The following is a 19,812-nucleotide window of genomic DNA, read 5'->3' on the forward strand; positions in this document are numbered from 1 at the left end:
TTCTTTCCTAAAGGGCTTTAAGCGACGGCGGCGACGATCTTCGTCGCGGCTTCGGCCATCGAATCGGCGGCGATGATGGGCAGGCCGGATTCGGCCAGCATCTTCTTGCCCAGCTCTTCATTGGTGCCCTTCATGCGCACGACCAGCGGCACGGACAGGTTCACGGCCTTGCAGGCGGTGATCACGCCTTCGGCGATGGTGTCGCACTTCATGATGCCGCCGAAGATGTTCACGAGGATGCCCTTCACCTCGGGGTTCTTCAGCATGATCTTGAAGGCTTCGGTGACCTTCTCGGCCGTGGCGCCACCGCCGACGTCGAGGAAGTTGGCCGGCTCGCCGCCGAACAGCTTGATGGTGTCCATCGTGGCCATGGCCAGGCCGGCGCCGTTCACCAGGCAGCCGATATTGCCGTCCAGCGAGATATAGGCCAGGTCGAACTTCGAGGCTTCGACTTCGGCCGGATCCTCTTCATCCAGATCGCGGTAGGCGACGATCTCGGGGTGGCGGAACAGCGCGTTGGCGTCGAAGTTGAACTTGGCGTCCAGCGCGATCAGATTGCCCTTGGAGTCGCAGTTCAGCGGGTTGATTTCAACCAGCGACGCGTCGGTGTCCATATAGCACTTGTAGAGCTTGGCGAAGATGTCGACGGCTTGGTCGATCGACGCACCGCTCAGGCCGATGGCGGCGGCGATCTTGCGCGACTGGGCTTCGGTCAGGCCGGTCAGCGGATCGATCATCTCGGTGATGATCTTCTCGGGCGTGGAGTGGGCCACTTCCTCGATGTCCATGCCGCCTTCGCTGGAGGCGATGAAGGCGACCTTCTGCGTGCCGCGGTCGGTGACCAGCGAGACATACAGCTCATTCTTGATGTCGGCGCCGTCTTCGATGTAGAGGCGGCGGACCTTCTGGCCTTCCGGGCCGGTCTGGTGCGTGATCAGCTGCATGCCGAGGATCTGCTCGGCCAGGCTCTTCACATCGTCCAGCGAGCGGCCCAGCTTGACGCCACCGCCCTTGCCACGGCCACCGGCGTGGATCTGCGCCTTCACGACCCAGACCGGGCCGCCCAGCTTCTGCGCGGCTTCCACCGCTTCTTGCACCGTGAAGGCCGGGATGCCACGCGGCACCGGCACACCGAACTGGCGCAGGATTTCCTTGCCCTGGTACTCGTGAATCTTCATAGGGGTCTCGCTTCTTGGAAAAGTCAGGATGAGGAAGCCGCAGGCAGCGTGGCGGCGCCGGCAGCAGAGGCTGCCTGGCCGTCGCGATACCAGCGAGGGTAATGGGTGCGCACGACCGCGCCGTCGCGGCGCAAGGCATGGCATTTGTCGAGCTGGAATGGCGGCTGACCCGAGCCATCGCCCTCGCGGGTGTCGATCACGAGGCCTGCAAAGGCCTGGATCACCGCGGTCGGCAGGATCTGGCACAGCTCGGTCAGATGGGTACAGCCCCGGGTGCCGGCCAGGCGTTCCTTGACGCCGAGCCGGAATCCTTTCAGCAGATTCAGGCCGACCAGCCGCGCATAGGCATCGTCATGCTGGTCGCAGGCGCCGGGATAGGGCATCCAGCGCGTCCGCGAGCCGGCCTCGTGGATCGTCAACTCGGTGTCGACGACCAGCTGCAGCAACATGTCGTGGATGGGTTCGCCGGCATGGCGGGTGCCGCCGGCCATGGGGATATCGCGTGTCTTGGTGTCGCTCAGCGTGGCCTCGACCTCGTAAAGCCCGTCGTCGCGCGCATAGACCTGCACATCGAGAGCTCGACGGTGCAGCAGACGGCGCGCAGTGGAGGGGTTGAGCAAGGACATGGGGCGCTGGACAAACACGGACGCACAAAAACGGGCCCGCAGGCCTCGATTGTGGCTGCGAGCAGGCTTTGCACAGTCCGGCAATGTAGCATGCTGCGCTGCCGCAAGCCTGTCGCGAAGCTGTCAGCCGGTCTGTGACGCACGCAAAACCCGCCGCACGACATCGGCCGAAAAGCCCCGCGCCAGCAGAAAACGGGTCTGCTTGGCACGGCCGTTGGCGTCCTCGGCCGGGCTGCCGAACTTGCGCTGCCAGATCGCCTGCGCGCGCTCGAACTCGCTGTCCTTGAGTCGTGCCTGGCTGTCGGCGCTCAGGCTCAGCCCATGCTGGGCCAGCTCCTGCTGGATGCGCAGATGGCCATAGCGCCGGGCGCGGGCATGGATGCGTGACTCGACGAAGCGTTCCTCGCTGAGATAGCCCTGGGCCTGCAGCCAGACCAGCAATTCATCGACCTCGGCCTCGATCTCTGCGGCCTCGACCGCCTCGGCGCCGGCTGCGTCGCGCTGCGCCCGCGCGATGCGCAGCAGCTTGCGGCGCAACTCGCTGCGGCTGTGCTCACGCTGCGCCAGCAGCGTGATGGCGCGCATCTTCAGGGACAAGGGCTTCATGGCAAGCCGGCGTCAGGCACCCGACCCGGCGCAGCCTGACAAGGCATCAGGCGGCCGGACCGTCCACCGTCAGCAGCGGCACGCCCAGCGACTCGCGCACCTTGTTCTCGATCTCGCGGCCGATATCGGGGTTCTCGCGCAGGAATTCGCGCGCATTGTCCTTGCCCTGGCCGATCTTCTCGCCGTTGTAGGCATACCAGGCGCCGGCCTTGTCGACCACCTTGGCGACCACGCCCATATCGATGATCTCGCCTTCGCGGCTGATACCCTCGCCATAGAGGATGTCGAACTCGGCGGTCTTGAACGGCGGTGCCACCTTGTTCTTGACGACCTTGACCTTGGTCTCGGAGCCGATCACTTCCTCACCCTTCTTGATCGAGCCGATGCGGCGGATGTCCAGGCGCACCGAGGCGTAGAACTTCAGCGCATTGCCGCCGGTGGTGGTCTCGGGGCTGCCGAACATCACGCCGATCTTCATGCGGATCTGGTTGATGAAGATGACCATGCAGTTGGTCTTCTTGATGGTCGCGGTCAGCTTGCGCAGCGCCTGACTCATCAGCCGGGCTTGCAGGCCGGGCAGCGAATCGCCCATCTCGCCCTCCAGCTCGGCCTTGGGCGTCAGCGCGGCGACCGAGTCGACCACGATCAGGTCCACCGAACCGGAGCGCACCAGCGCATCGACGATTTCCAGCGCCTGCTCGCCGGTGTCCGGCTGGCTGATCAGCAGTTCCTGCAGATTGACGCCCAGCTTCTGTGCGTACTGGATGTCCAGCGCGTGCTCGGCGTCGATGAAGGCGCAGACGCCGCTCAGCTTTTGCATCTCGGCGATGACCTGCAGGGTCAGCGTCGTCTTGCCCGAGGATTCCGGGCCGTAGATCTCGACCACCCGGCCGCGCGGCAGGCCGCCGACGCCCAGTGCGATGTCCAGGCCCAGCGAACCGGTCGACACCACCTGGATGTCCTCGATCACCTCGCCCTCGCCCAGGCGCATGATGGAGCCCTTGCCGAACTGCTTCTCGATCTGGGACAGGGCGGCTTGCAGGGCCTTGGCTTTTTCGGTGTTGATGGCTTTGACGGGGGCGTCCATGTTTTTCTCCTGTTGAGGCTGCGCGCATTATGGCGCAATCTGTATATTCGTACAGTAGTTTAGGGGCTACCTGCTGACATGCAATGTCAGCAGGCCGGGCGTCCCTAGAATGCTCGTAAAGACTGGGGACAAAGCATGCGCATCCTGATTGCGGAAGACGACCAAGTGCTGGCCGATGGTTTGCTGCGCTCCCTGCGCGCCTCGGGCTATGCGGTGGACCAGGTCGGTTCGGGCACCGAGGCCGATGCGGCGCTGGCTTCGCATGAGTTCGATCTGGTGATTCTGGATCTGGGCCTGCCCAAGCTGCACGGGCTGGAGGTGCTGCGCAAGCTGCGCGGACGCGGCGCGTCGATGCCGGTATTGATACTGACGGCGGCCGACAGCGTCGAGCAGCGCGTCAAGGGGCTGGACCTGGGCGCCGACGATTACATGGCCAAGCCCTTCTCCTTGCAGGAGCTGGAAGCCCGCGTGCGTGCGCTGACGCGGCGCGGCCTGGGCACCGCCTCCAGCGTGATCAAGCATGGCCCGCTGAGCTTCGATGCCACCGGCCGCGTGGCCTATATCAATGACCAGATGATCGAACTGTCGGCGCGCGAGCTGAGTCTGCTGGAGGTGCTGCTGCAGCGCGCCGGCCGTCTGGTCAGCAAGGATCAGCTGGTCGAGCGCCTGTGCGAATGGGGCGAAGAGGTCAGCAATAACGCGATCGAGGTCTATATCCACCGCCTGCGCAAGAAGATCGAGCAGGGGCCGATCCGCATCGCCACGGTGCGCGGCCTGGGCTACTGCCTGGAAAAAATCCCTGGCTGAAGCCAGGCACTTGAATGGCCGGAGATACCGAACAACGCTCGCTGTTCGGCGAGATCCTCGACTGGATGCTCGCCCCGCTGCTGGTGATCTGGCCCATCAGCGTGGCGCTGACCTGGTTGGTGGCGCAGGGCATTGCCAACCGGCCCTACGACCGCGAGCTCGGCGAGATGGCCCGCAATCTCGGCCTGCAGGTGGCCTCGGAGACGCCGCGCGCCGGCAGCAGCGCGCGCTCCCGCTATGCCTTGTCTCCCGAGGCTGCCGCGCTGCTGCGGGCCGACGAGGCCGACACGGTCTACTACCAGGTGCTGGGTCTGCGCGGCGAGTTCCTCAGCGGTGACCGCCAGCTGCCGGTGCCGCCGGCCGACGATCCCATCGTGCCCTGGGAGCTGCATTTCCGCGATGACGAGGTCGGCAGCGACTCGGTGCGGGTCGCCTATCTGTGGGTGGCGCCCGAGGGGCAGGCCGGCTCGACCCAGACCATGCTGGTCCAGGTGGCCGAGACCCCGGGCAAGCGTGCGCGCCTGACCAACGAGATCATCAAGGGCGTGATACTGCCGCAGTTCGTGATACTGCCGCTGGCGGTGCTGCTGGTGTGGCTGGCGCTGGCGCGTGGCATCGCGCCGCTGAACGATCTGCAGCGCCGCATCCGCTCGCGCGAGAGCTCGGACCTGAGCCCGATCGACGAGCGCCGCATCCCCGACGAGGTCGCACCGCTGGTGCGCGCGATCAATGATTTGCTGGGCCGGCTCGACCAGTCGATCGGCGCGCAGAAGCACTTCCTGGCCGATGCCGCCCATCAGCTGAAGACGCCGCTGGCCGGCCTGCGCACCCAGGCCGAGTTCGCGCAGCGCGAGATCGACGAGGGCCGCAGCGAGCCGGCCGAGCTGCGCCGCTCGCTGCAGCAGATTGCCCTGTCCAGCCAGCGCGCCGCCCATATGGTCAACCAGCTGCTCGCGATGGCCCGCGCCGAGGACAAGGAGCATGCGGCGCGACGCAGCGAGGTCAATCTGTCCGAGCTGGCGATGGAGACGGTGCGCGACTTCGTGCCGCGCGCGATGGACAAGCGCATCGACCTCGGCTTCGAGGGGCCGGACGACGAGCACAGCGCGCTGCGCATCAACGGCCATCCGTTGCTGATTCGCGAGCTGATCCGCAATCTGGTCGACAACGCCCTGCTCTACACGCCGCCGCATGGCACGGTGACGGTGCGCGTCGTCGAAGACCCGTTCGGCCAGGTCACGGTGCTGCAGGTCGAGGACTCGGGGCCGGGCATTCCGGCGTCGGAGCGCGAGCAGGTGTTCCAGCCCTTCTACCGGGCGCTGGGCACCAATGTCGACGGCTCGGGCCTGGGCCTGGCCATCGTGCGTGAGATCGTCCAGCAGCATGAGGCCGAGATCACGCTGGACGAGACCCGCGAGCTGCGGTCCGGCCAGGCGCAGGAGGATGGCCAGGGGCCTGGCGCACGCTTCACCGTGCGTTTCGCGGCCCATCCGGGCCGCGACGCGCTCAGCGCGACATGAAGCGCCGGCTCTTCGCGATCGACATCAGGATGCCCAGGCTCAGGCCCAGCATCACCATCGCCGTGCCGCCATAGCTGATGAAGGGCAGGGGCACGCCGACCACCGGCAGGATGCCGCTGACCATGCCCATATTGACGAACACATAGGTGAAGAAGCTCAGCGTGATGGCGCCGGCCAGCAGCCGGCCGAACGGGTTGGCCGCCTCGGCCGCGATCATCAGCCCGCGCACGATCAGCGCGGCAAATCCCAGCAGCAGGCCCAGGGCGCCGACCAGACCGAACTCCTCGCCGTAGGCGGCGAAGATGAAGTCGGTGGTGCGCTCCGGGATGAACTCCAGATGGGTTTGCGTGCCCTTCATGAAGCCTTTGCCGGTCAGCCCGCCCGAGCCGATCGCGATCTCACCCTGGATGATGTGGAAGCCCTTGCCGAGCGGGTCCTTGTGCGGATCGAGCAGGGTGCAGACGCGGTGCTTCTGATACTCGCGCAGCACCGGCCACTCGACATCGGGCTGGCAGATCTGGTCCTCGCTGAGCACCAGGGTCGTGATCGCGATCGCGCCGGCGGCGACGGCCGGCAGGATGATGCGCCAGCTGAAGCCGGCGAAGAACAGCACATAAAAACCCGCCGCGAACACCAGGATCGAGGTGCCCAGATCGGGCTGGCGCGCCACCAGGCCCACCGGCACGGCCAGCATCAGCAGCGCGATGACGAAGTCGGCCGTGCGCAGCTGGCCCTCGCGCCGCTGGAACCACCAGGCCAGCATCAGCGGCGTGGCGATCTTCAGCAGCTCCGAGGGCTGGATCACGATGCCGATATTGAGCCAGCGCGTCGCGCCCTTCTTGCTGATGCCGAACAGCGCCGTCGCCACCAGCAGCGCAATGCCCACCGTGTACAGCGGGATCGCCAGCGCCATCAGCCGCTGCGGCGGCACCTGGGCGACGACAAACATGATGGCCGCCGCCAGTGCCATATTGCGGGCGTGGTCGACGAAGCGCGTGCCATGGTCGAAGCCGGCCGAGTACATGCACATCAGGCCCAGGCCCGCCAGCCAGGCCAGGATCAGCAGCAGCGGTCCGTCAAAGCCGCTGACCCAGGGCCGCAGGCGGCTGAGCAGCGAGGGCTTGCTGAAGACATGACTCATCGGCGGACTCCCGAGGCGGCTGATGTGGCCGCTGATACGGCCGGCGCAGGTGCCGACGCGGCCGCCTGACCCGGCAGCGGCACGGCCGTGATGGGGCGCGGCGCACCGACCGGCGCCTTGGTCAGGCCTTGCTGTGTCAGTGCAATGTCTTCCTCGCTGGGGTAGACGCCTTGCAGCAGGAAGTCGAAGACGCGGCGCGCAATCGGCGCGGCGGCGGTCGAACCCCAGCCGGCGTTCTCGACAATCAGCGCCAGCGCGACGGTCGGGGCCTCGACCGGCGCGAAGGCGACATAGAGCGAATGGTCGCGCTTGCGCTCATCGGCCTTGATGCTGCTGTATTTTTCGCCGGCGCGCAGGCCCACGGCCTGGGCCGTGCCGGTCTTGCCGCCGCTGGTGTAGGGCGCTCCCATGAAGACGGCGCGCGAGGTGCCTTCCATCGTCACGCCATGCATCGCATTGCGTATCACCTCGGCATCGGCGGGCTTGAGCGGCAGCGGCTCCAGCGCGGCGCTGGCGACGCGGCGCTGCTCGTGCTTGACCACGTCCTCGATCTCGCGCACCAGGCGCGGCTTGTAGCGCTGGCCGCTGGTGGCCACGGTGGCATAGGCGGTGGCCAGCTGCAGTATCGTGAAGCTGTTGTAGCCCTGGCCGATGCCCAGCGAGATGGTTTCGCCGGGGAACCACTTCTGGTTGGCCGGGCTGCGGGCGAAATAGCGCTTCTTCCAGGCCTGCGAAGGCAGCACGCCCGTCACCTCGCCCTGCAGATCGATCTCGGTCTTGCGCCCCAGGCCGAAGGGTTCGAGCTCGTCGTGGATCAGGTCCACGCCCATCTCGTTGGCCAGGCTGTAGAAGTAGACATTGCTGGAGCCGACGATGGCCAGCCGCATGTCCTTGGGGCCGGGCCGGTCCGCCTCCGGGCTGCCGAAGGTGCGGCCGCCGAAGCTGTAGACCAGGTTGTCCATCACGATGGTGCCGGGCGCGCGCTTGCCGCTGGTCAGCGCCGCCATCGCCATCAGCGGCTTGAAGGTCGAGCCCGGCGGATAGGTGCCGCGCAGCGCACGGTTCAGCAGCGGCTTGTCGATGTTGTCGTTGAGCTCGCGCCAACTGTCGGCATCGATGCCGTCGACGAACAGATTCGGGTCGAAGGTCGGTTTGGACACGAAGGCCAGCACCTCGCCGTTGCGCGGGTCTATCGCCACCAGCGCGCCGCGCCTGTCCTTGTAGAGCTCCTCGACCAGGGCTTGCAGGCGGATGTCGATCGACAGCATCAGCGTGTTGCCCGGCGTCGGCGGCTTGTGGGCCAGGCGCCGCACCGCGCGGCCGCCGGCGCTGGTCTCGAGCTGCTCGAAGCCGGTGATGCCATGCAGCTCGCGTTCGTAGGCCTGCTCCAGGCCCAGCTTGCCGATGTACTCGGTGCCGCGGTAGTTGGCGATGTCTTCCTCGTCCCAGTCGTCCATGGCCTTTTTCTCGGCCTGGTTGATGCGGCCGATATAGCCGATCAGATGGCTGCCGACCTCGCCCATCGGATAGCTGCGGAACAGCCGGGCCTTGATCTCGACGCCCGGGAAACGGAAGCGCTGGGCGGTGAAGCGGGCGACCTCCTCATCGCTGAGCTTGGTGCGTATCGGCAGCGAGTCGAAGTGCTTGCTCTCCTCCAGCAAGCGCTTGAAGCGGCGGCGGTCGCGCGTCTGGATCTCGATCACCTCGGACAGGGCATCGATGGTCTTGTCCAGATCGCCGGCCTTGGACGGCATGATCTCCAGCGTGTAGGCCGAGTAGTTGCTGGCCAGCACGATGCCGTTGCGGTCCTTGATCAGGCCGCGGTTCGGCACGATGGGCACGATGGCGGTGCGGTTGCTCTCGGCCTGCTCGGCCAGCTCGTCATGCTGCAGCACCTGCAGCCAGACCAGGCGCGCCACCAGCAGGCCGAAGCAGAACAGCACGAAGGCCACCGCCGCCAGCACGCGCAGCCGGAACTGCGACTGCTCCTGCTCGGAATTCTTCAGCAGCATCATCACAGGGGCCGGTTGGCGTCTCGATCCGGGGCGCGGCGTTGCGGCGCCAGCAGCAGCACCGTGGCGATGGGCCACAGCAAGGCCTCGAACAGCGGCGCCAGCAGCAGCGGCCAGCCCGGCCACATGCCGCCGACCATCAGCCGCACCGCCAGCGACACCGCATGGGCTAGTACGAACAGCGGCAGGATGTGCAGCGCCTGCACGGGCAGGCTGAACCACAGCAGGCGCCGGTGCAGCGCGATCGCGCCAAAGCTCAGCACGCTATAGGACAGCGCATGCTGGCCCAGCAGCGCGCCGTGCTGGACATCGACCAGCAGACCGAACACAAAGGCCCAGCCGACGCCGACCCGGCGCGGCTGGTGCACATTCCAGAACACCAGCACCAGGGCCAGCACATCGGGCATCGCGCTCTGGCGCCCGACCGGCACCATGTCCACCACCAGGGCCAGCAGCAGGCTCAGCGCGATGAAGAGGGGGTTGGCCGGCAGCAGCAGCTGGCCGGAGCCGCGCGGCATGATCATGGGCGACCTCCGCTGGCCTTGCTGCCGGCGCGTGCCGGGGCCGACGCGGCGGCGGCCGAGGCCGCGACGGCCTCGCTGCGGGCATGCTCGAGTTCGGCCAGCGCGCCCAGCACCAGCACATGGCGGACATTGTCGAGCTGTGCCACCGGGCGCAGGCTGACGCGGGCAAAGCTGCTGTCGCCACGCCGCTCGATGGCGCTGATGCGGGCCACCGGCAGGCCGGGCGGATAGACGCCGTCCAGGCCCGAGGTGGTCAGCAGATCGTCCTGCTTGAGGTCGGCGTTGGTGGCCATGAAGCGCAGCTCCATGCCCAGGCCGTCGGTGCCGCCAAAGGCCGCGCCGCGCTGCTGGCTGCGGGTGTTGAGCACGGGGATGGCGGCGTCCTTGTCATTGAGCAGCGTGACCTCGGCCGACAGCAGATAGACCCGCGTCACCTGGCCCAGCACGCCGGCATCGTTGATGACCGGCGCGCCGGCGCGCACGCCCTGCTGGCTGCCGCGGTCGATCACCAGCTTGCGCGAATAGGGGTCGGCCGCCTCGTACAGGACCTCGGCGGCGATGGTCGGCACCTGCAGCGCCGGGCGCAGGGCCAGCAGCGCGCGCAGGCTCTGGTTCTCGGCCTGCAGCTGCTCGGCGCGTGACAGGCGCTCGGCCTGCTGCACCAACTGGCGCCGCGCCTGGTCCTCGGCGGCCATCGCGCGCTCGGTGCCGCGCAGATAGTCGCCCAGCTGTTCCCAGGCATCGACCGGCGCCAGCAGCGCCCGCTGCACCGGGTGCAGCACCAGGGCCAGTGCGGCGCGCGCCGGCGTCGCGAGCTTGAAGCGGGCATCGGCCACCATCAGGAAGATGGCCAGCGCCGCGCACAGCAGCAGCTTGGTCAGGGCCGAGGGGCCCTGGCGGAAAAACGGGGGTGGCGTGCGATCCAGGGTGCCCAGTGGCATGGCTCAGGCGGGGGGCGAGATGTGCAAAAGCCGGCCCCGCGTGAAGCGTGCCGGCTCGGAGCGCTTCATGGAGGCGCTTACTCCGAAGTGAAGATCGAGCCCAGGCGCTCCATGCGCTCCAGCGCCATGCCGCAACCGCGCACCACGCAGGTCAGCGGATCCTCGGCCACCAGCACAGGCAGGCCGGTCTCCTCGGCCAGCAATCGGTCCAGGTCGCGCAGCAGCGCGCCGCCGCCGGTCAGCATCATGCCGCGCTCGGCGATGTCGGCGCCCAGCTCGGGCGGGGTCTGCTCCAGCGCGTTCTTCACCGCGCTGACGATCTGATTCAACGGGTCGGTCAGCGCCTCCAGGATCTCGTTGGACGAGATCGTGAAGCTGCGCGGCACGCCCTCGCTGAGGTTGCGGCCCTTGACTTCCATCTCCTTGACCTCGGAGCCAGGGAAGGCCGAGCCGATGTTCTTCTTGATGGCCTCGGCAGTGGGCTCGCCGATCAGCATGCCGTAGTTGCGGCGGATGTAGTTGATGATGGCCTCGTCGAACTTGTCACCGCCGACGCGGACCGAGCCCTTGTAGACCATGCCGCCCAGCGAGATCACGCCGACCTCGGTGGTGCCGCCACCGATGTCGACCACCATCGAGCCAGAGGCTTCGGAGACCGGCAGGCCGGCACCGATAGCCGCGGCCATCGGCTCCTCGATCAAATAGACCTCGGAGGCGCCGGCGCCCAGCGCGGACTCACGGATGGCGCGGCGCTCGACCTGGGTCGAGCCGCAGGGCACGCAGATGATGATCCTCGGGCTCGGCTTGAGCATCTTCGAGTCGTGCACCATCTTGATGAACTGCTTGAGCATCTGCTCGGTGACGGTGAAGTCGGCGATCACGCCGTCCTTCATCGGGCGGATCGCCTCGATATTGCCGGGCACCTTGCCCAGCATGGCCTTGGCCTCGCGGCCGACGGCCTGGATGGTCTTCTTGCCGTTCGGGCCGCCTTCGTGGCGGATGGCCACCACCGAGGGCTCATCCAGCACGATGCCCTTGCCGCGCACGTAGATGAGGGTGTTGGCGGTGCCGAGGTCGATGGCGAGGTCGGTGGAGAAGTAGCGACGCAGGGAAGCGAACATGGTGTGTATGGAGCGCCAGTCAGGGCATCTGAGCCTGTGGGTGAGATCGACCTGGAGCTGGCTTGGGGCTGAGCGGTTCTGAAAACGGTGCAGCCGGATTGAGGGCTGCGCGGATTTGTTCGCACCATATGCAACGAGGCCGCTTGAACCTTGCGGCCATGCAGCCCCGTAACCATGGAGATAAGCGGAGATAATACCTGATCACCTCTGGGTTTCCTGCCCTGGCAGACCCGAGGAGACCTTAGTTTCTGACACTTACGGACCTGGTTTTTCCCGGCCCCAAACCGTTTACCCCATGGCCCTGACCCCACAAGACGTGAGCCGTATCGCCCATCTGGCGCGGCTGGAGCTGCAAGGCGGCGAAGCCGAGGCGCTGCTGAGCCAGCTCAATGGTTTCTTCTCCATCGTCGAGCAGATGAGCGCGGTCGACACCAGCGGCGTTGAGCCGCTGTACACGCCGCTGTCCGCCGTGCAGGAGGTCGCTTTGCGCCTGCGCGAGGACGCGGTCACCGAGAGCAATCAGCGCGAGCTCAATCAGCGCAGCGCACCAGCGGTCGAAGACGGTCTGTTCCTGGTTCCCAAGGTCATCGAATGAATATGCTGCACACCCTGGGCGTGGCCGAACTCGGCCGTGCCCTCGCCGACAAGACGGTTTCCAGCCTCGAAATCACGCAACACCTTCTTGCACGTGTTACCTCCGCCGAGGCGCTGGGCGCGTTTCTGCATGTCGATGCGGAAGTCGCGCTGAACAGCGCTCGCGCCGCCGATGCGCGCCGCGCCGCTGGCGAGGCCGGGTCTCTGCTGGGCGTGCCGCTGGCGCACAAGGACATCTTCGTCACCCGGGACATGCCCACGACCGCCGGCTCCAAGATGCTGGTCGGCTACCGCAGCCCTTTTGACGCCACCGTCGTCGCCAAGCTGAACGCGGCCGGCACGGTCTCGCTGGGCAAGCTCAACTGCGACGAGTTCGCGATGGGCTCGGCCAACGAGAACTCGGCCTTCAAGCCGGTGGCCAACCCCTGGGACGCGAGCCGGGTGCCGGGCGGCTCCTCGGGCGGCTCGGCCGCCGCGGTGGCGGCCCGCCTGGTGCCGGCCACCACCGGCACCGACACCGGCGGATCGATCCGCCAGCCTGCCAGCTTCACCGGCATCACCGGCATCAAGCCGACCTATGGCGTGTGCTCGCGCTACGGCATGATCGCCTTCGCCTCCAGTCTGGACCAGGCCGGCCCGATGGCGCGCTCGGCCGAAGACTGCGCCCTGCTGCTGTCGGCGATGAGCGGCTTCGACGCGCGCGATGCCACCAGCATCGAGCAGCCACCGCAGGACTTCCATGCGCAGATGCTGGCGGCCCGCGAGGGCGCCACGGCGGCCCAGCCGCTGAAGGGCCTGCGCATCGGCCTGCCGCGCGAGTTCTTCCCGGCCGCGCTGAGCGGCGATGTCGAGCGCGCGGTGCGCGCCGGCCTGGCCGAGCTGGAAAAGCTCGGCGCCACGCTGGTCGACGTCAGCCTGCCACGCACCGAGCTGGCGATCCCGGTCTACTACATCATCGCGCCGGCCGAGGCCAGCTCGAACCTCTCCCGCTTCGATGGCGTCAAGTTCGGCCACCGCGCCGCCAAGTACGACGATCTGCTGGACATGTACAAGAAGACCCGTGCCGAAGGCTTCGGCGCCGAGGTCAAGCGCCGCATCATGATCGGCTCCTATGTGCTGAGCCATGGCTATTACGACGCCTACTATCTGCAGGCGCAGAAGCTGCGTCGCATGATCGCCGACGACTTCCAGCGCTGCTTCACGCAGTGCGATCTGATCGCCGGCCCGGTGGCGCCGACCGTCGCCTGGAAGCATGGCGAAGGCTCGGACGATCCGGTCAAGGCCTATCTGGCCGACATCTTCACCCTGCCCGGCTCGCTGGCCGGTCTGCCCGGCATGAGCGTGCCGGTGGGCCTGGGCGAGGGCGGCATGCCGGTGGGCCTGCAGCTGCTGGGCAACTACTTCAAGGAGGGGCAGCTCTTGCATGCGGCCCATGCCTTGCAGCAGGCGACCGACTGGCACCAACAAGCCCCGGCAGGAATCTGACATGACGAGCAAACTCATCCGCGGCTACGAAGTCGTGATCGGGCTGGAGAACCACGTCCAGCTGTCCACCCAATCGAAGATCTTCAGCGGCTCCTCGACCGCCTTCGGCGCCGAGCCCAATACCCAGGCCTCGCCGGTGGACCTGGCCTTGCCCGGCACCCTGCCGGTCTTGAACCGCGGCGCGGTCGAGCGGGCGATCCGCCTGGGCCTGGCCGTGGGCGCGAAGATCGCGCCGCTGTCGATCTTTGCGCGCAAGAACTACTTCTACCCCGACCTGCCCAAGGGCTACCAGATCAGCCAGTACGAGATCCCGGTCGTGCAGGGCGGCAAGCTGGAATTCTTCGTCGGCGAGCAGAAGAAGGTCGTCAACCTGACCCGCGCCCACCTCGAAGAGGACGCGGGCAAGAGCCTGCACGAGGACTATCACGGCCAATCGGGCATAGACCTGAACCGCGCCGGCACGCCGCTGCTGGAGATCGTCTCCGAGCCCGATATGCGCTCCGGCGCCGAGGCCTGCGAGTACGCCAAGACCCTGCATGCGCTGGTGATGTGGCTGGGCATCTGCGACGGCAATATGCAGGAGGGCTCGTTCCGCTGCGACGTCAATGTCTCGGTGCGCAAGCCCGGCGAGCCCTATGGCACGCGCCGCGAGATCAAGAACCTGAACAGCTTCCGCAATCTGCTGCAGGCGGTCGACTATGAGGTCAACTGGCAGATCGACGAGATCGAGGACGGCCGCGAGATCCAGCAGGCGACCGTGCTGTTCAACCCCGACACCGGCGAGACCCGGGCGATGCGCAGCAAGGAAGACGCGGCCGACTACCGCTACTTCCCCGATCCCGACCTGCCGCCGCTGGTGATCGCGCCGGAATGGGTGGAGCGGGTGCGCGGCGAGCTGCCCGAGCTGCCGGCCGTGATGGCGGCGCGCTTTCAGGAGACCGATGGCCTGCCCCCTTATGACGCCAGCCTGATGACGGCCAGTCTCGCGACTGCGCGCTTCTACGAGGCCGCCCGCGACATCTGCAAGGCGCCCAAGCTGGTGGCCAACTGGCTGCAGGGCGAGATCGCGCGCCGCCTCAATGCCGAGGAGCGCGAGATCGACAGCAGCCCGGTGAGCGCCACGACCCTGGGTGCGCTGATCCTGCGCATCCAGGACGGCACGATCTCGAACAACTCGGCCAAGCAGGTGTTCGAGGAGCTGTGGTCCAGGGGTGGCGAGGTCGACGCCATCATCGCAGCCAAGGACCTCAAGCAGTCCAATGACACCGGCGAGCTGGAGCGCATCCTCGACGAGGTGCTGGCCGCCAATGCGAAGTCCGTGGAGGAGTTCCGCGCCGGCAAGGACAAGGCCTTCAACGCCCTGGTCGGCCAGGCCATGAAGGCCACCAAGGGCAAGGCCAATCCGACGGCGGTCAACGAGCTGCTGAAAAAGAAGCTGAGCTAGGACCGAGGCCGGTCCCTGCGGACCGGGCGACGCCTAGCGAAGGCCAAGGCATGTCCCGCATGCCTTGGCTCGGGGGCTGATCAGTCCAGGCTGCCGGGGGGCGCTCCGGCCCACAGCTTCTTCAGCCGTGCCAGCTCGGTGTCGAAGTTCTTGTTGATGCGCACCAGCTCGGCCTTCTGGTTCTCGATCAGCACGCGCTGCGCCTCGGCCGAGGCGTCGTTGGCATCGAGCTGCTGCTTGAGCTTGGCCGGCAGGGGCCGGCCCTTGTAGAACTCGGCCTCGTCCTGCAGCGGCTTGCGCTCGGTGGCCAGGTCCTTGATGCGGTTCTCGGACAGGCGCATGCCCTTGATGACATCGTCCAGCGCGGCCTCGCGCGCATGCTGGTGGGCCTCGGCGCTGCGGTAGCGCGTCATCAGGTTGCGGTCGCGCCGCACCGCGTCGGTCTGGGCCGCGCGTTCGGCCGCCAGCCGGCGTTCGCGCGCCTCATAGGCGGCCCGCTCCTCGGGCGACATCGCCGGCGGCACGATGGCGCGCAGCGAGCCGTCGGTGTTCAGGATGCGCTGCTCGCGATTGTTGCAGTCGGCGATCAGCCGGTCCGAGGTCAGGCGCCGGCCATCGGCCGTGGTGCAGCTGTAGATGGCCCCGATCGATGCCGGTTTAGTCTGCGCCCAGACCACACCGGCCTCGGCCAGCAGCAGAGACAGCAGCAGGGCGGCAGGGGCGGGGCTAGCAGCTCGCATCAGACTCCGTATCGGTCTCGGTAAGCCTGCACCGCCGCCGAGTGGCCGGCGGCCACCGCGTCGCTGGTGCTGCGCAGATACTGCAGCAAGTCCGCCAGCCCGGCAATCGAGATCACCGGCAGTTGCAATTGCTGCGACACATACTGGACGGCCGACCAGCTCATGTCGACGCCGTTCTCGGCGGCTTTCTCCTGGCGGTCCAGCGCGATCGTCACGCCGCAAGGCGTGGCGCCGGCGGCCTGTATCATCGAAATCGACTCGCGCACCGAGGTGCCGGCGGAGATCACGTCGTCGATGATCAAGACCCGACCCCGCACCGGCGCGCCCACCAGGGTGCCGCCCTCGCCATGGTCCTTGGCTTCCTTGCGGTTGTAGGCAAAAGGCTTGTTGTGGCCCAGCCGCGCCAGCTCCATCGACACGGCGGCCGCCAGGGTGATGCCCTTGTAGGCCGGGCCGAAGATCATGTCGAAGGCCAGGCCCGAGGCGACCAGGCGCTGGGCATAGAAGCCCGCCAGCCGGCCCAGCTTGGCGCCGTCGTCGAACAGGCCGGCGTTGAAGAAATAGGGGCTCAGTCGCCCGGCCTTGGTCTTGAACTCGCCGAAACGCAGCACGCCGGCCTCGACGGCAAAGGCAACGAAATCCTGGGCCAGGGCATCGGTGGGGGCGGCAGCGGTGGTCATGGTCGGGCTCTTGAAGAATTCGCCCGCATTGTAGGGGCGTAAAAAAGCCCGGCCGCCTTGCGGCGACCGGGCTCGATCAAGCAGCCCCTAGGCCTTAGAACAGGGCCTTGAACTGCACGCCGTAGGTGCGTGGGTCGTTGATGAAGCCGGTCAGGTTGTTGAAGTCGATGGCGCCGTTGACCACCACCTTGTCGGTGATGTTGCGCACAAAACCGGCCACCTCGTACTTGCCGTTGTCCCAGATGTAGCCGACACGCAGGCCGCCCTCGGTCAGCGGCTTGCCGGTGAACTCGACCGACTTGTAGAGGAAGAAGTTGACCTTGGAACGGTAGGCCCAGTCGGTGTAGACGTAGAACTCATTGCCGGCCGCGGTCGGCATGCTGTAGCGGGCAGTCAGGTTGGCGATCCACTTGGGTGCATTCGGCAGCGGGTTGTTATAGATGCTGTAGTTGCCGTTGGCATCCGGCGTGCCGATCATGGTCGCGCCGCTGCCGGCCTGGGGCATGGTCAGGCTGCGGTCCTTGATCTTGGTGTCGTTGTAGCTGGTGCTCAGCGTCAGCAACAGGTTGTCGGTGGGCAGCAACTCCAGGTTCAGCTCGAAGCCGCGACCTTCGCCCTTGCTGGCATTCAGCAGGGTGTTGGTGTTGTTGGTGCCGCCGACCGCGGTCAGCTGCTGGTCTTTGACCTCGTAGCTGAACAGCGTGGCCGACAGGCGGGCGTGGCGCTGCCAGAACTCGCTCTTGGCGCCCAGCTCGTACGAGGTCACGGTCTCCGGACGTGCCTTGCTCTGCGGGCCGAAACCGCTGGCCGGATAGATCGACGCGGCGCGGAAGCCGGTGGCGACGCGCGCATAGACATTGGTCTCGGGCGTCAGCGTGTAGGTGCCGGACAGATCCCAGTTGACCTTGCTGTCGTTGGTGCTGGCGCTGGTGCCGGCCGAGGCGTTGACCGTGCCGGTGGTGGCCAGGGTCTTCTTGTCCTTGGTGTAGCGCAGGCCGCCGCGCAGGTTCAGATCGGGGCTGACGCGGTAGTTGATCGAGCCGAACAAGGCCCAGGCCTTGTTGGTCTGGCGGGTGCTGACCAGCGCGTCGGCCGGCGCTGCCAGATAGTCGATGCTCTCCATCGTGTAGCGCTCGTCGAACAGATAGACACCGCCCTGCCAGCGCAGCGGGCCGCTGCCATTGGACTCGAGACGGAACTCCTGGCTCAGCTGGCGGTGGTCCTTCAGTGCGTCCGAGGTTTCCGAGCTCCAGAACACATTGCCCTCACCGTTGAACGGAGGCGGCTGGACGAAGTTGTTGATGTAGCCGGCGTCGACGTCGGCGCGGCTGAAGGGCTGGACCGCCTCGATACCTGTGATCGAGTGCAGCGTGAAACCATCCAGGGCCCACTTGATGCGGGCGCTGCCGCCGGTGGCGTGCAGGCGCTGCTCGTTCTTGCCGTCGAAATAGGCCTTGGCCGGATCGAAGCCGTCGGCCAGGTCGTTGGTGCCGGGCTTGATGACGCTGGAGCGGAACAGGCGCGGACTGCCGTCGAGCTCGCGGTTGTGCACATTGAACAAGGCGCTGAAACCCTGGTTGGGTTCGTACAGGGCCTGCAGGCGAACCGCGCGGTCGTCGTAGCCCTCGGTCTTCTTGGTGGCACCGGTGGCAACCTGGTTGCTCACCCAGTCGTCGCGGCGCTGCACCTGGGCCGACACCCGGGCCGACCAGTCGCCGCCCAGCTGCACATTGGCGGCGCCCTCGACGGTCGCGCTGCCATGGGTGCCGTAGGAGGCGCTGAAATAGCCGTCCTGTTTCTTGGACGGGCGCACCGAGTCGAACTTGACCACGCCGGCCGGCGTGTTGCGGCCGAACAGCGTGCCCTGCGGGCCGGCGATCACTTCGACCGCCTTCATGTCGAAGACCGGGAAGCCCTTCAGGATCGGGTTCTCCTGCACCACGTCGTCATAGATCAGCGAGACCGGCTGCGAGGCATTGAGACGGAAGTCGGTATTGCCATAGCCGCGCAGGTAAAAGCGCGGGAAGGCGCGGCCGAACGACGACTCGATGTTCAGGCTGGGCACGCGGCCCGACAGGAAGCGCACGTCCTGGCCGCCCGAGGCCAGCACATCGAGCTTCTCGCCGCTGACGCTGGAGACGGCGGTCGGCACGTCCTTGATGTTCTCGACCCGGCGCTCGGCCGTGATCGTGACGGTTTCGAGCTGGGTTTTTTCCTGGGCCAGGGCCTGGCTGGCGGGCCAGGCGGCCAGGGCCAGCGCGACCGCGAGGGCGGTCGGCGCGGGGCGGGCTTGTGCGGGATGGTGGGACATGGGGACAACTCCAAGGGGGAAAGGAATGCTGGCTGCAGGCGGCTGGCGCCCGGAGGGACCGAGCCGGGGAATCTAGCAAGTTGGATGCCAGGATTTACTGGAAAACCCTAGGCTGTGACGGTTTTGTTGCCAAAACACCGCAGAAAGCGCCTGCGCTACAGTGGCCGTCCCTTCCTCCTACCGACCACCATCCATGCGCCTGATCACCGCCAATCTCAACGGCATCCGCTCCGCCGCCACCAAGGGATTTTTCGACTGGTTGCCGCAGCAGAACGCCGATCTGCTGGGCGTGCAGGAGGTCAAGGCCCAGCACGAGCATGTGGATCAGGTCTTCTGCAGCTCGGGGGGGCTGAAGGGCCAGTTCCACTACGCGCAGAAGAAGGGCTATTCGGGCGTCGGCCTGTACAGCCGCATCGAGCCCAGCGACATCATCAAGGGCTTTGGCGTGCCGGAGTTCGATGACGAGGGCCGCTGGGTCGAGATGCGCTTCGACAAGCCCGGCCGCAAGCTCAGCATCATCAGCTGCTACTTCCCCAGCGGTTCCAGCGGCCCGGAGCGCCAGGAGGCGAAGTACCGCTTCCTCGCGGCGATGTACCCCTACCTGATGGCCTTGAAGGCCGAGCGCGAGTTCATCCTGGTGGCCGATGTGAACATCGCCCACAAGCCCGCCGATCTGAAGAACTGGAAGGGCAATCTGAAGAACAGCGGTTTCCTGCCCGAGGAGCGCGCCTGGCTGGACCAGCTCTTCGGCAGCGGGCCGGACCAGGGCGGCCTGATCGATGTCTATCGCCAGCTGCATCCCGACACTACCGACGAGTGCTACACATGGTGGAGCAACCGCGGCCAGGCCTATGCCAAGAATGTGGGCTGGCGCCTGGACTACCACTTCGCGACCCCGAAGCTGGCCGCGCTGGCAAGGCAGGCGGCCATCTACAAGGCCCAGAAGTTCAGCGACCATGCGCCGCTGACGATCGACTACGACTTCAGTCTCTGAA

At 66.8% G+C, this 19,812-nt stretch carries 18 protein-coding genes; 6 read left to right on the forward strand and 12 right to left on the reverse strand.

Features of this window, described 5'->3' with window-relative positions:
- Positions 1 to 17 precede the first annotated feature (17 nt).
- The 4 genes from sucC to recA all read right to left on the reverse strand — a co-directional run bounded on the left by sucC (position 18) and on the right by recA (position 3,497).
- Positions 18 to 1,178: an ADP-forming succinate--CoA ligase subunit beta gene (gene sucC, locus ABGI63_RS04870; protein WP_349741316.1), complete on the reverse strand. Its 1,161-nt coding sequence runs from the start codon at positions 1,176 to 1,178 to the stop codon at positions 18 to 20.
- A 23-nt stretch (positions 1,179 to 1,201) separates the two neighbouring features.
- Complete coding sequence (locus tag ABGI63_RS04875) at positions 1,202 to 1,804, reverse strand: DUF2889 domain-containing protein (protein ID WP_349741317.1); 603 nt, start codon at positions 1,802 to 1,804, stop codon at positions 1,202 to 1,204.
- A gap of 123 nt (positions 1,805 to 1,927) precedes the next feature.
- Entirely contained in the window at positions 1,928 to 2,410 is a 483-nt protein-coding gene (gene recX, locus ABGI63_RS04880; RefSeq protein ID WP_349741318.1) for a recombination regulator RecX, read from the reverse strand.
- Between the two features lie 46 nt (positions 2,411 to 2,456).
- On the reverse strand, positions 2,457 to 3,497 hold the full coding sequence (recA, locus tag ABGI63_RS04885; protein ID WP_266005265.1) for a recombinase RecA: 1,041 nt from the start codon (positions 3,495 to 3,497) through the stop codon (positions 2,457 to 2,459).
- Between the two features lie 135 nt (positions 3,498 to 3,632).
- On the opposite strand from recA, the gene ABGI63_RS04890 reads away from it, so the two are divergent.
- The gene (locus tag ABGI63_RS04890) at positions 3,633 to 4,304 is read left to right on the forward strand and encodes a response regulator (RefSeq protein ID WP_349741319.1); all 672 of its coding nucleotides are present in this window, start codon (positions 3,633 to 3,635) and stop codon (positions 4,302 to 4,304) included.
- A gap of 14 nt (positions 4,305 to 4,318) precedes the next feature.
- Positions 4,319 to 5,824 (forward strand): sensor histidine kinase, encoded by a 1,506-nt coding sequence (locus ABGI63_RS04895; RefSeq protein ID WP_349741320.1) that lies wholly within the window; start codon positions 4,319 to 4,321, stop codon positions 5,822 to 5,824.
- Here the strand turns inward: ABGI63_RS04895 and rodA are convergent.
- The 5 genes from rodA to ABGI63_RS04920 all read right to left on the reverse strand — a co-directional run bounded on the left by rodA (position 5,811) and on the right by ABGI63_RS04920 (position 11,563).
- Positions 5,811 to 6,965 carry a rod shape-determining protein RodA gene (gene rodA / locus ABGI63_RS04900; protein WP_349741321.1) on the reverse strand — a complete coding sequence of 385 codons (1,155 nt, stop codon included), beginning with the start codon at positions 6,963 to 6,965 and terminating at the stop codon, positions 5,811 to 5,813. The two genes, ABGI63_RS04895 and rodA, sit on opposite strands and share 14 nt — an antisense overlap.
- On the reverse strand, positions 6,962 to 8,980 hold the full coding sequence (gene mrdA / locus ABGI63_RS04905) for a penicillin-binding protein 2 (protein ID WP_349741322.1): 2,019 nt from the start codon (positions 8,978 to 8,980) through the stop codon (positions 6,962 to 6,964). Before mrdA ends, rodA begins: the two co-directional genes overlap by 4 nt.
- Entirely contained in the window at positions 8,980 to 9,501 is a 522-nt protein-coding gene (mreD, locus tag ABGI63_RS04910) for a rod shape-determining protein MreD (RefSeq protein WP_137945428.1), read from the reverse strand. Before mreD ends, mrdA begins: the two co-directional genes overlap by 1 nt.
- The gene (gene mreC / locus ABGI63_RS04915) at positions 9,498 to 10,442 is read right to left on the reverse strand and encodes a rod shape-determining protein MreC (RefSeq protein WP_349741323.1); all 945 of its coding nucleotides are present in this window, start codon (positions 10,440 to 10,442) and stop codon (positions 9,498 to 9,500) included. The genes mreD and mreC overlap by 4 nt, the downstream gene beginning before the upstream one ends.
- A gap of 77 nt (positions 10,443 to 10,519) precedes the next feature.
- Positions 10,520 to 11,563, reverse strand: a complete 1,044-nt coding sequence (locus tag ABGI63_RS04920) for a rod shape-determining protein (protein ID WP_137945426.1) — start codon at positions 11,561 to 11,563, stop codon at positions 10,520 to 10,522.
- A gap of 295 nt (positions 11,564 to 11,858) precedes the next feature.
- On the opposite strand from ABGI63_RS04920, the gene gatC reads away from it, so the two are divergent.
- Genes gatC through gatB form a run of 3 tightly spaced genes read left to right on the forward strand, consistent with a single transcriptional unit; the run spans position 11,859 to position 15,086 of the window.
- Positions 11,859 to 12,158 carry an Asp-tRNA(Asn)/Glu-tRNA(Gln) amidotransferase subunit GatC gene (gene gatC / locus ABGI63_RS04925; protein ID WP_349741324.1) on the forward strand — a complete coding sequence of 100 codons (300 nt, stop codon included), beginning with the start codon at positions 11,859 to 11,861 and terminating at the stop codon, positions 12,156 to 12,158.
- Entirely contained in the window at positions 12,155 to 13,642 is a 1,488-nt protein-coding gene (gatA, locus tag ABGI63_RS04930) for an Asp-tRNA(Asn)/Glu-tRNA(Gln) amidotransferase subunit GatA (RefSeq protein ID WP_349741325.1), read from the forward strand. The genes gatC and gatA overlap by 4 nt, the downstream gene beginning before the upstream one ends.
- 1 nt (position 13,643) lies before the next feature.
- Positions 13,644 to 15,086: an Asp-tRNA(Asn)/Glu-tRNA(Gln) amidotransferase subunit GatB gene (gatB, locus tag ABGI63_RS04935; RefSeq protein WP_349741326.1), complete on the forward strand. Its 1,443-nt coding sequence runs from the start codon at positions 13,644 to 13,646 to the stop codon at positions 15,084 to 15,086.
- Between the two features lie 80 nt (positions 15,087 to 15,166).
- Here gatB and ABGI63_RS04940 read toward each other — a convergent pair whose 3' ends face one another.
- The 3 genes from ABGI63_RS04940 to ABGI63_RS04950 form a co-directional block, all read right to left on the reverse strand.
- Positions 15,167 to 15,826, reverse strand: a complete 660-nt coding sequence (locus ABGI63_RS04940) for a hypothetical protein (protein WP_349741327.1) — start codon at positions 15,824 to 15,826, stop codon at positions 15,167 to 15,169.
- A complete protein-coding gene (pyrE, locus tag ABGI63_RS04945; RefSeq protein WP_349741328.1) occupies positions 15,826 to 16,506 on the reverse strand; it encodes an orotate phosphoribosyltransferase in 681 nt (226 codons plus the stop codon). The genes ABGI63_RS04940 and pyrE overlap by 1 nt, the downstream gene beginning before the upstream one ends.
- 94 nt (positions 16,507 to 16,600) lie before the next feature.
- Positions 16,601 to 18,817: a TonB-dependent receptor gene (locus tag ABGI63_RS04950; protein WP_349741329.1), complete on the reverse strand. Its 2,217-nt coding sequence runs from the start codon at positions 18,815 to 18,817 to the stop codon at positions 16,601 to 16,603.
- A 193-nt stretch (positions 18,818 to 19,010) separates the two neighbouring features.
- Between ABGI63_RS04950 and ABGI63_RS04955 the strand changes: the two genes are divergently transcribed.
- Positions 19,011 to 19,811 carry an exodeoxyribonuclease III gene (locus ABGI63_RS04955; RefSeq protein WP_349741330.1) on the forward strand — a complete coding sequence of 267 codons (801 nt, stop codon included), beginning with the start codon at positions 19,011 to 19,013 and terminating at the stop codon, positions 19,809 to 19,811.
- Position 19,812 lies beyond the last annotated feature (1 nt).

The sequence above is a fragment of the Roseateles cavernae genome, assembly GCF_040187885.1.
Classification (GTDB): domain Bacteria; phylum Pseudomonadota; class Gammaproteobacteria; order Burkholderiales; family Burkholderiaceae_C; genus Roseateles_E; species Roseateles_E cavernae.

Excerpts from the sequence above, each read along its gene's own strand:
- sucC (WP_349741316.1), bottom strand. The coding sequence starts at position 1,178 with ATGAAGATTCACGAGTACCAGGGCAAGGAAATCCTGCGCCAGTTCGGT.
- ABGI63_RS04875 (WP_349741317.1), bottom strand. The coding sequence starts at position 1,804 with ATGTCCTTGCTCAACCCCTCCACTGCGCGCCGTCTGCTGCACCGTCGA.
- recX (WP_349741318.1), bottom strand. The coding sequence starts at position 2,410 with ATGAAGCCCTTGTCCCTGAAGATGCGCGCCATCACGCTGCTGGCGCAG.
- recA (WP_266005265.1), bottom strand. The coding sequence starts at position 3,497 with ATGGACGCCCCCGTCAAAGCCATCAACACCGAAAAAGCCAAGGCCCTG.
- ABGI63_RS04890 (WP_349741319.1), top strand. The coding sequence starts at position 3,633 with ATGCGCATCCTGATTGCGGAAGACGACCAAGTGCTGGCCGATGGTTTG.
- ABGI63_RS04895 (WP_349741320.1), top strand. The coding sequence starts at position 4,319 with ATGGCCGGAGATACCGAACAACGCTCGCTGTTCGGCGAGATCCTCGAC.
- rodA (WP_349741321.1), bottom strand. The coding sequence starts at position 6,965 with ATGAGTCATGTCTTCAGCAAGCCCTCGCTGCTCAGCCGCCTGCGGCCC.
- mrdA (WP_349741322.1), bottom strand. The coding sequence starts at position 8,980 with ATGATGCTGCTGAAGAATTCCGAGCAGGAGCAGTCGCAGTTCCGGCTG.
- mreD (WP_137945428.1), bottom strand. The coding sequence starts at position 9,501 with ATGATCATGCCGCGCGGCTCCGGCCAGCTGCTGCTGCCGGCCAACCCC.
- mreC (WP_349741323.1), bottom strand. The coding sequence starts at position 10,442 with ATGCCACTGGGCACCCTGGATCGCACGCCACCCCCGTTTTTCCGCCAG.
- ABGI63_RS04920 (WP_137945426.1), bottom strand. The coding sequence starts at position 11,563 with ATGTTCGCTTCCCTGCGTCGCTACTTCTCCACCGACCTCGCCATCGAC.
- gatC (WP_349741324.1), top strand. The coding sequence starts at position 11,859 with ATGGCCCTGACCCCACAAGACGTGAGCCGTATCGCCCATCTGGCGCGG.
- gatA (WP_349741325.1), top strand. The coding sequence starts at position 12,155 with ATGAATATGCTGCACACCCTGGGCGTGGCCGAACTCGGCCGTGCCCTC.
- gatB (WP_349741326.1), top strand. The coding sequence starts at position 13,644 with ATGACGAGCAAACTCATCCGCGGCTACGAAGTCGTGATCGGGCTGGAG.
- ABGI63_RS04940 (WP_349741327.1), bottom strand. The coding sequence starts at position 15,826 with ATGCGAGCTGCTAGCCCCGCCCCTGCCGCCCTGCTGCTGTCTCTGCTG.
- pyrE (WP_349741328.1), bottom strand. The coding sequence starts at position 16,506 with ATGACCACCGCTGCCGCCCCCACCGATGCCCTGGCCCAGGATTTCGTT.
- ABGI63_RS04950 (WP_349741329.1), bottom strand. The coding sequence starts at position 18,817 with ATGTCCCACCATCCCGCACAAGCCCGCCCCGCGCCGACCGCCCTCGCG.
- ABGI63_RS04955 (WP_349741330.1), top strand. The coding sequence starts at position 19,011 with ATGCGCCTGATCACCGCCAATCTCAACGGCATCCGCTCCGCCGCCACC.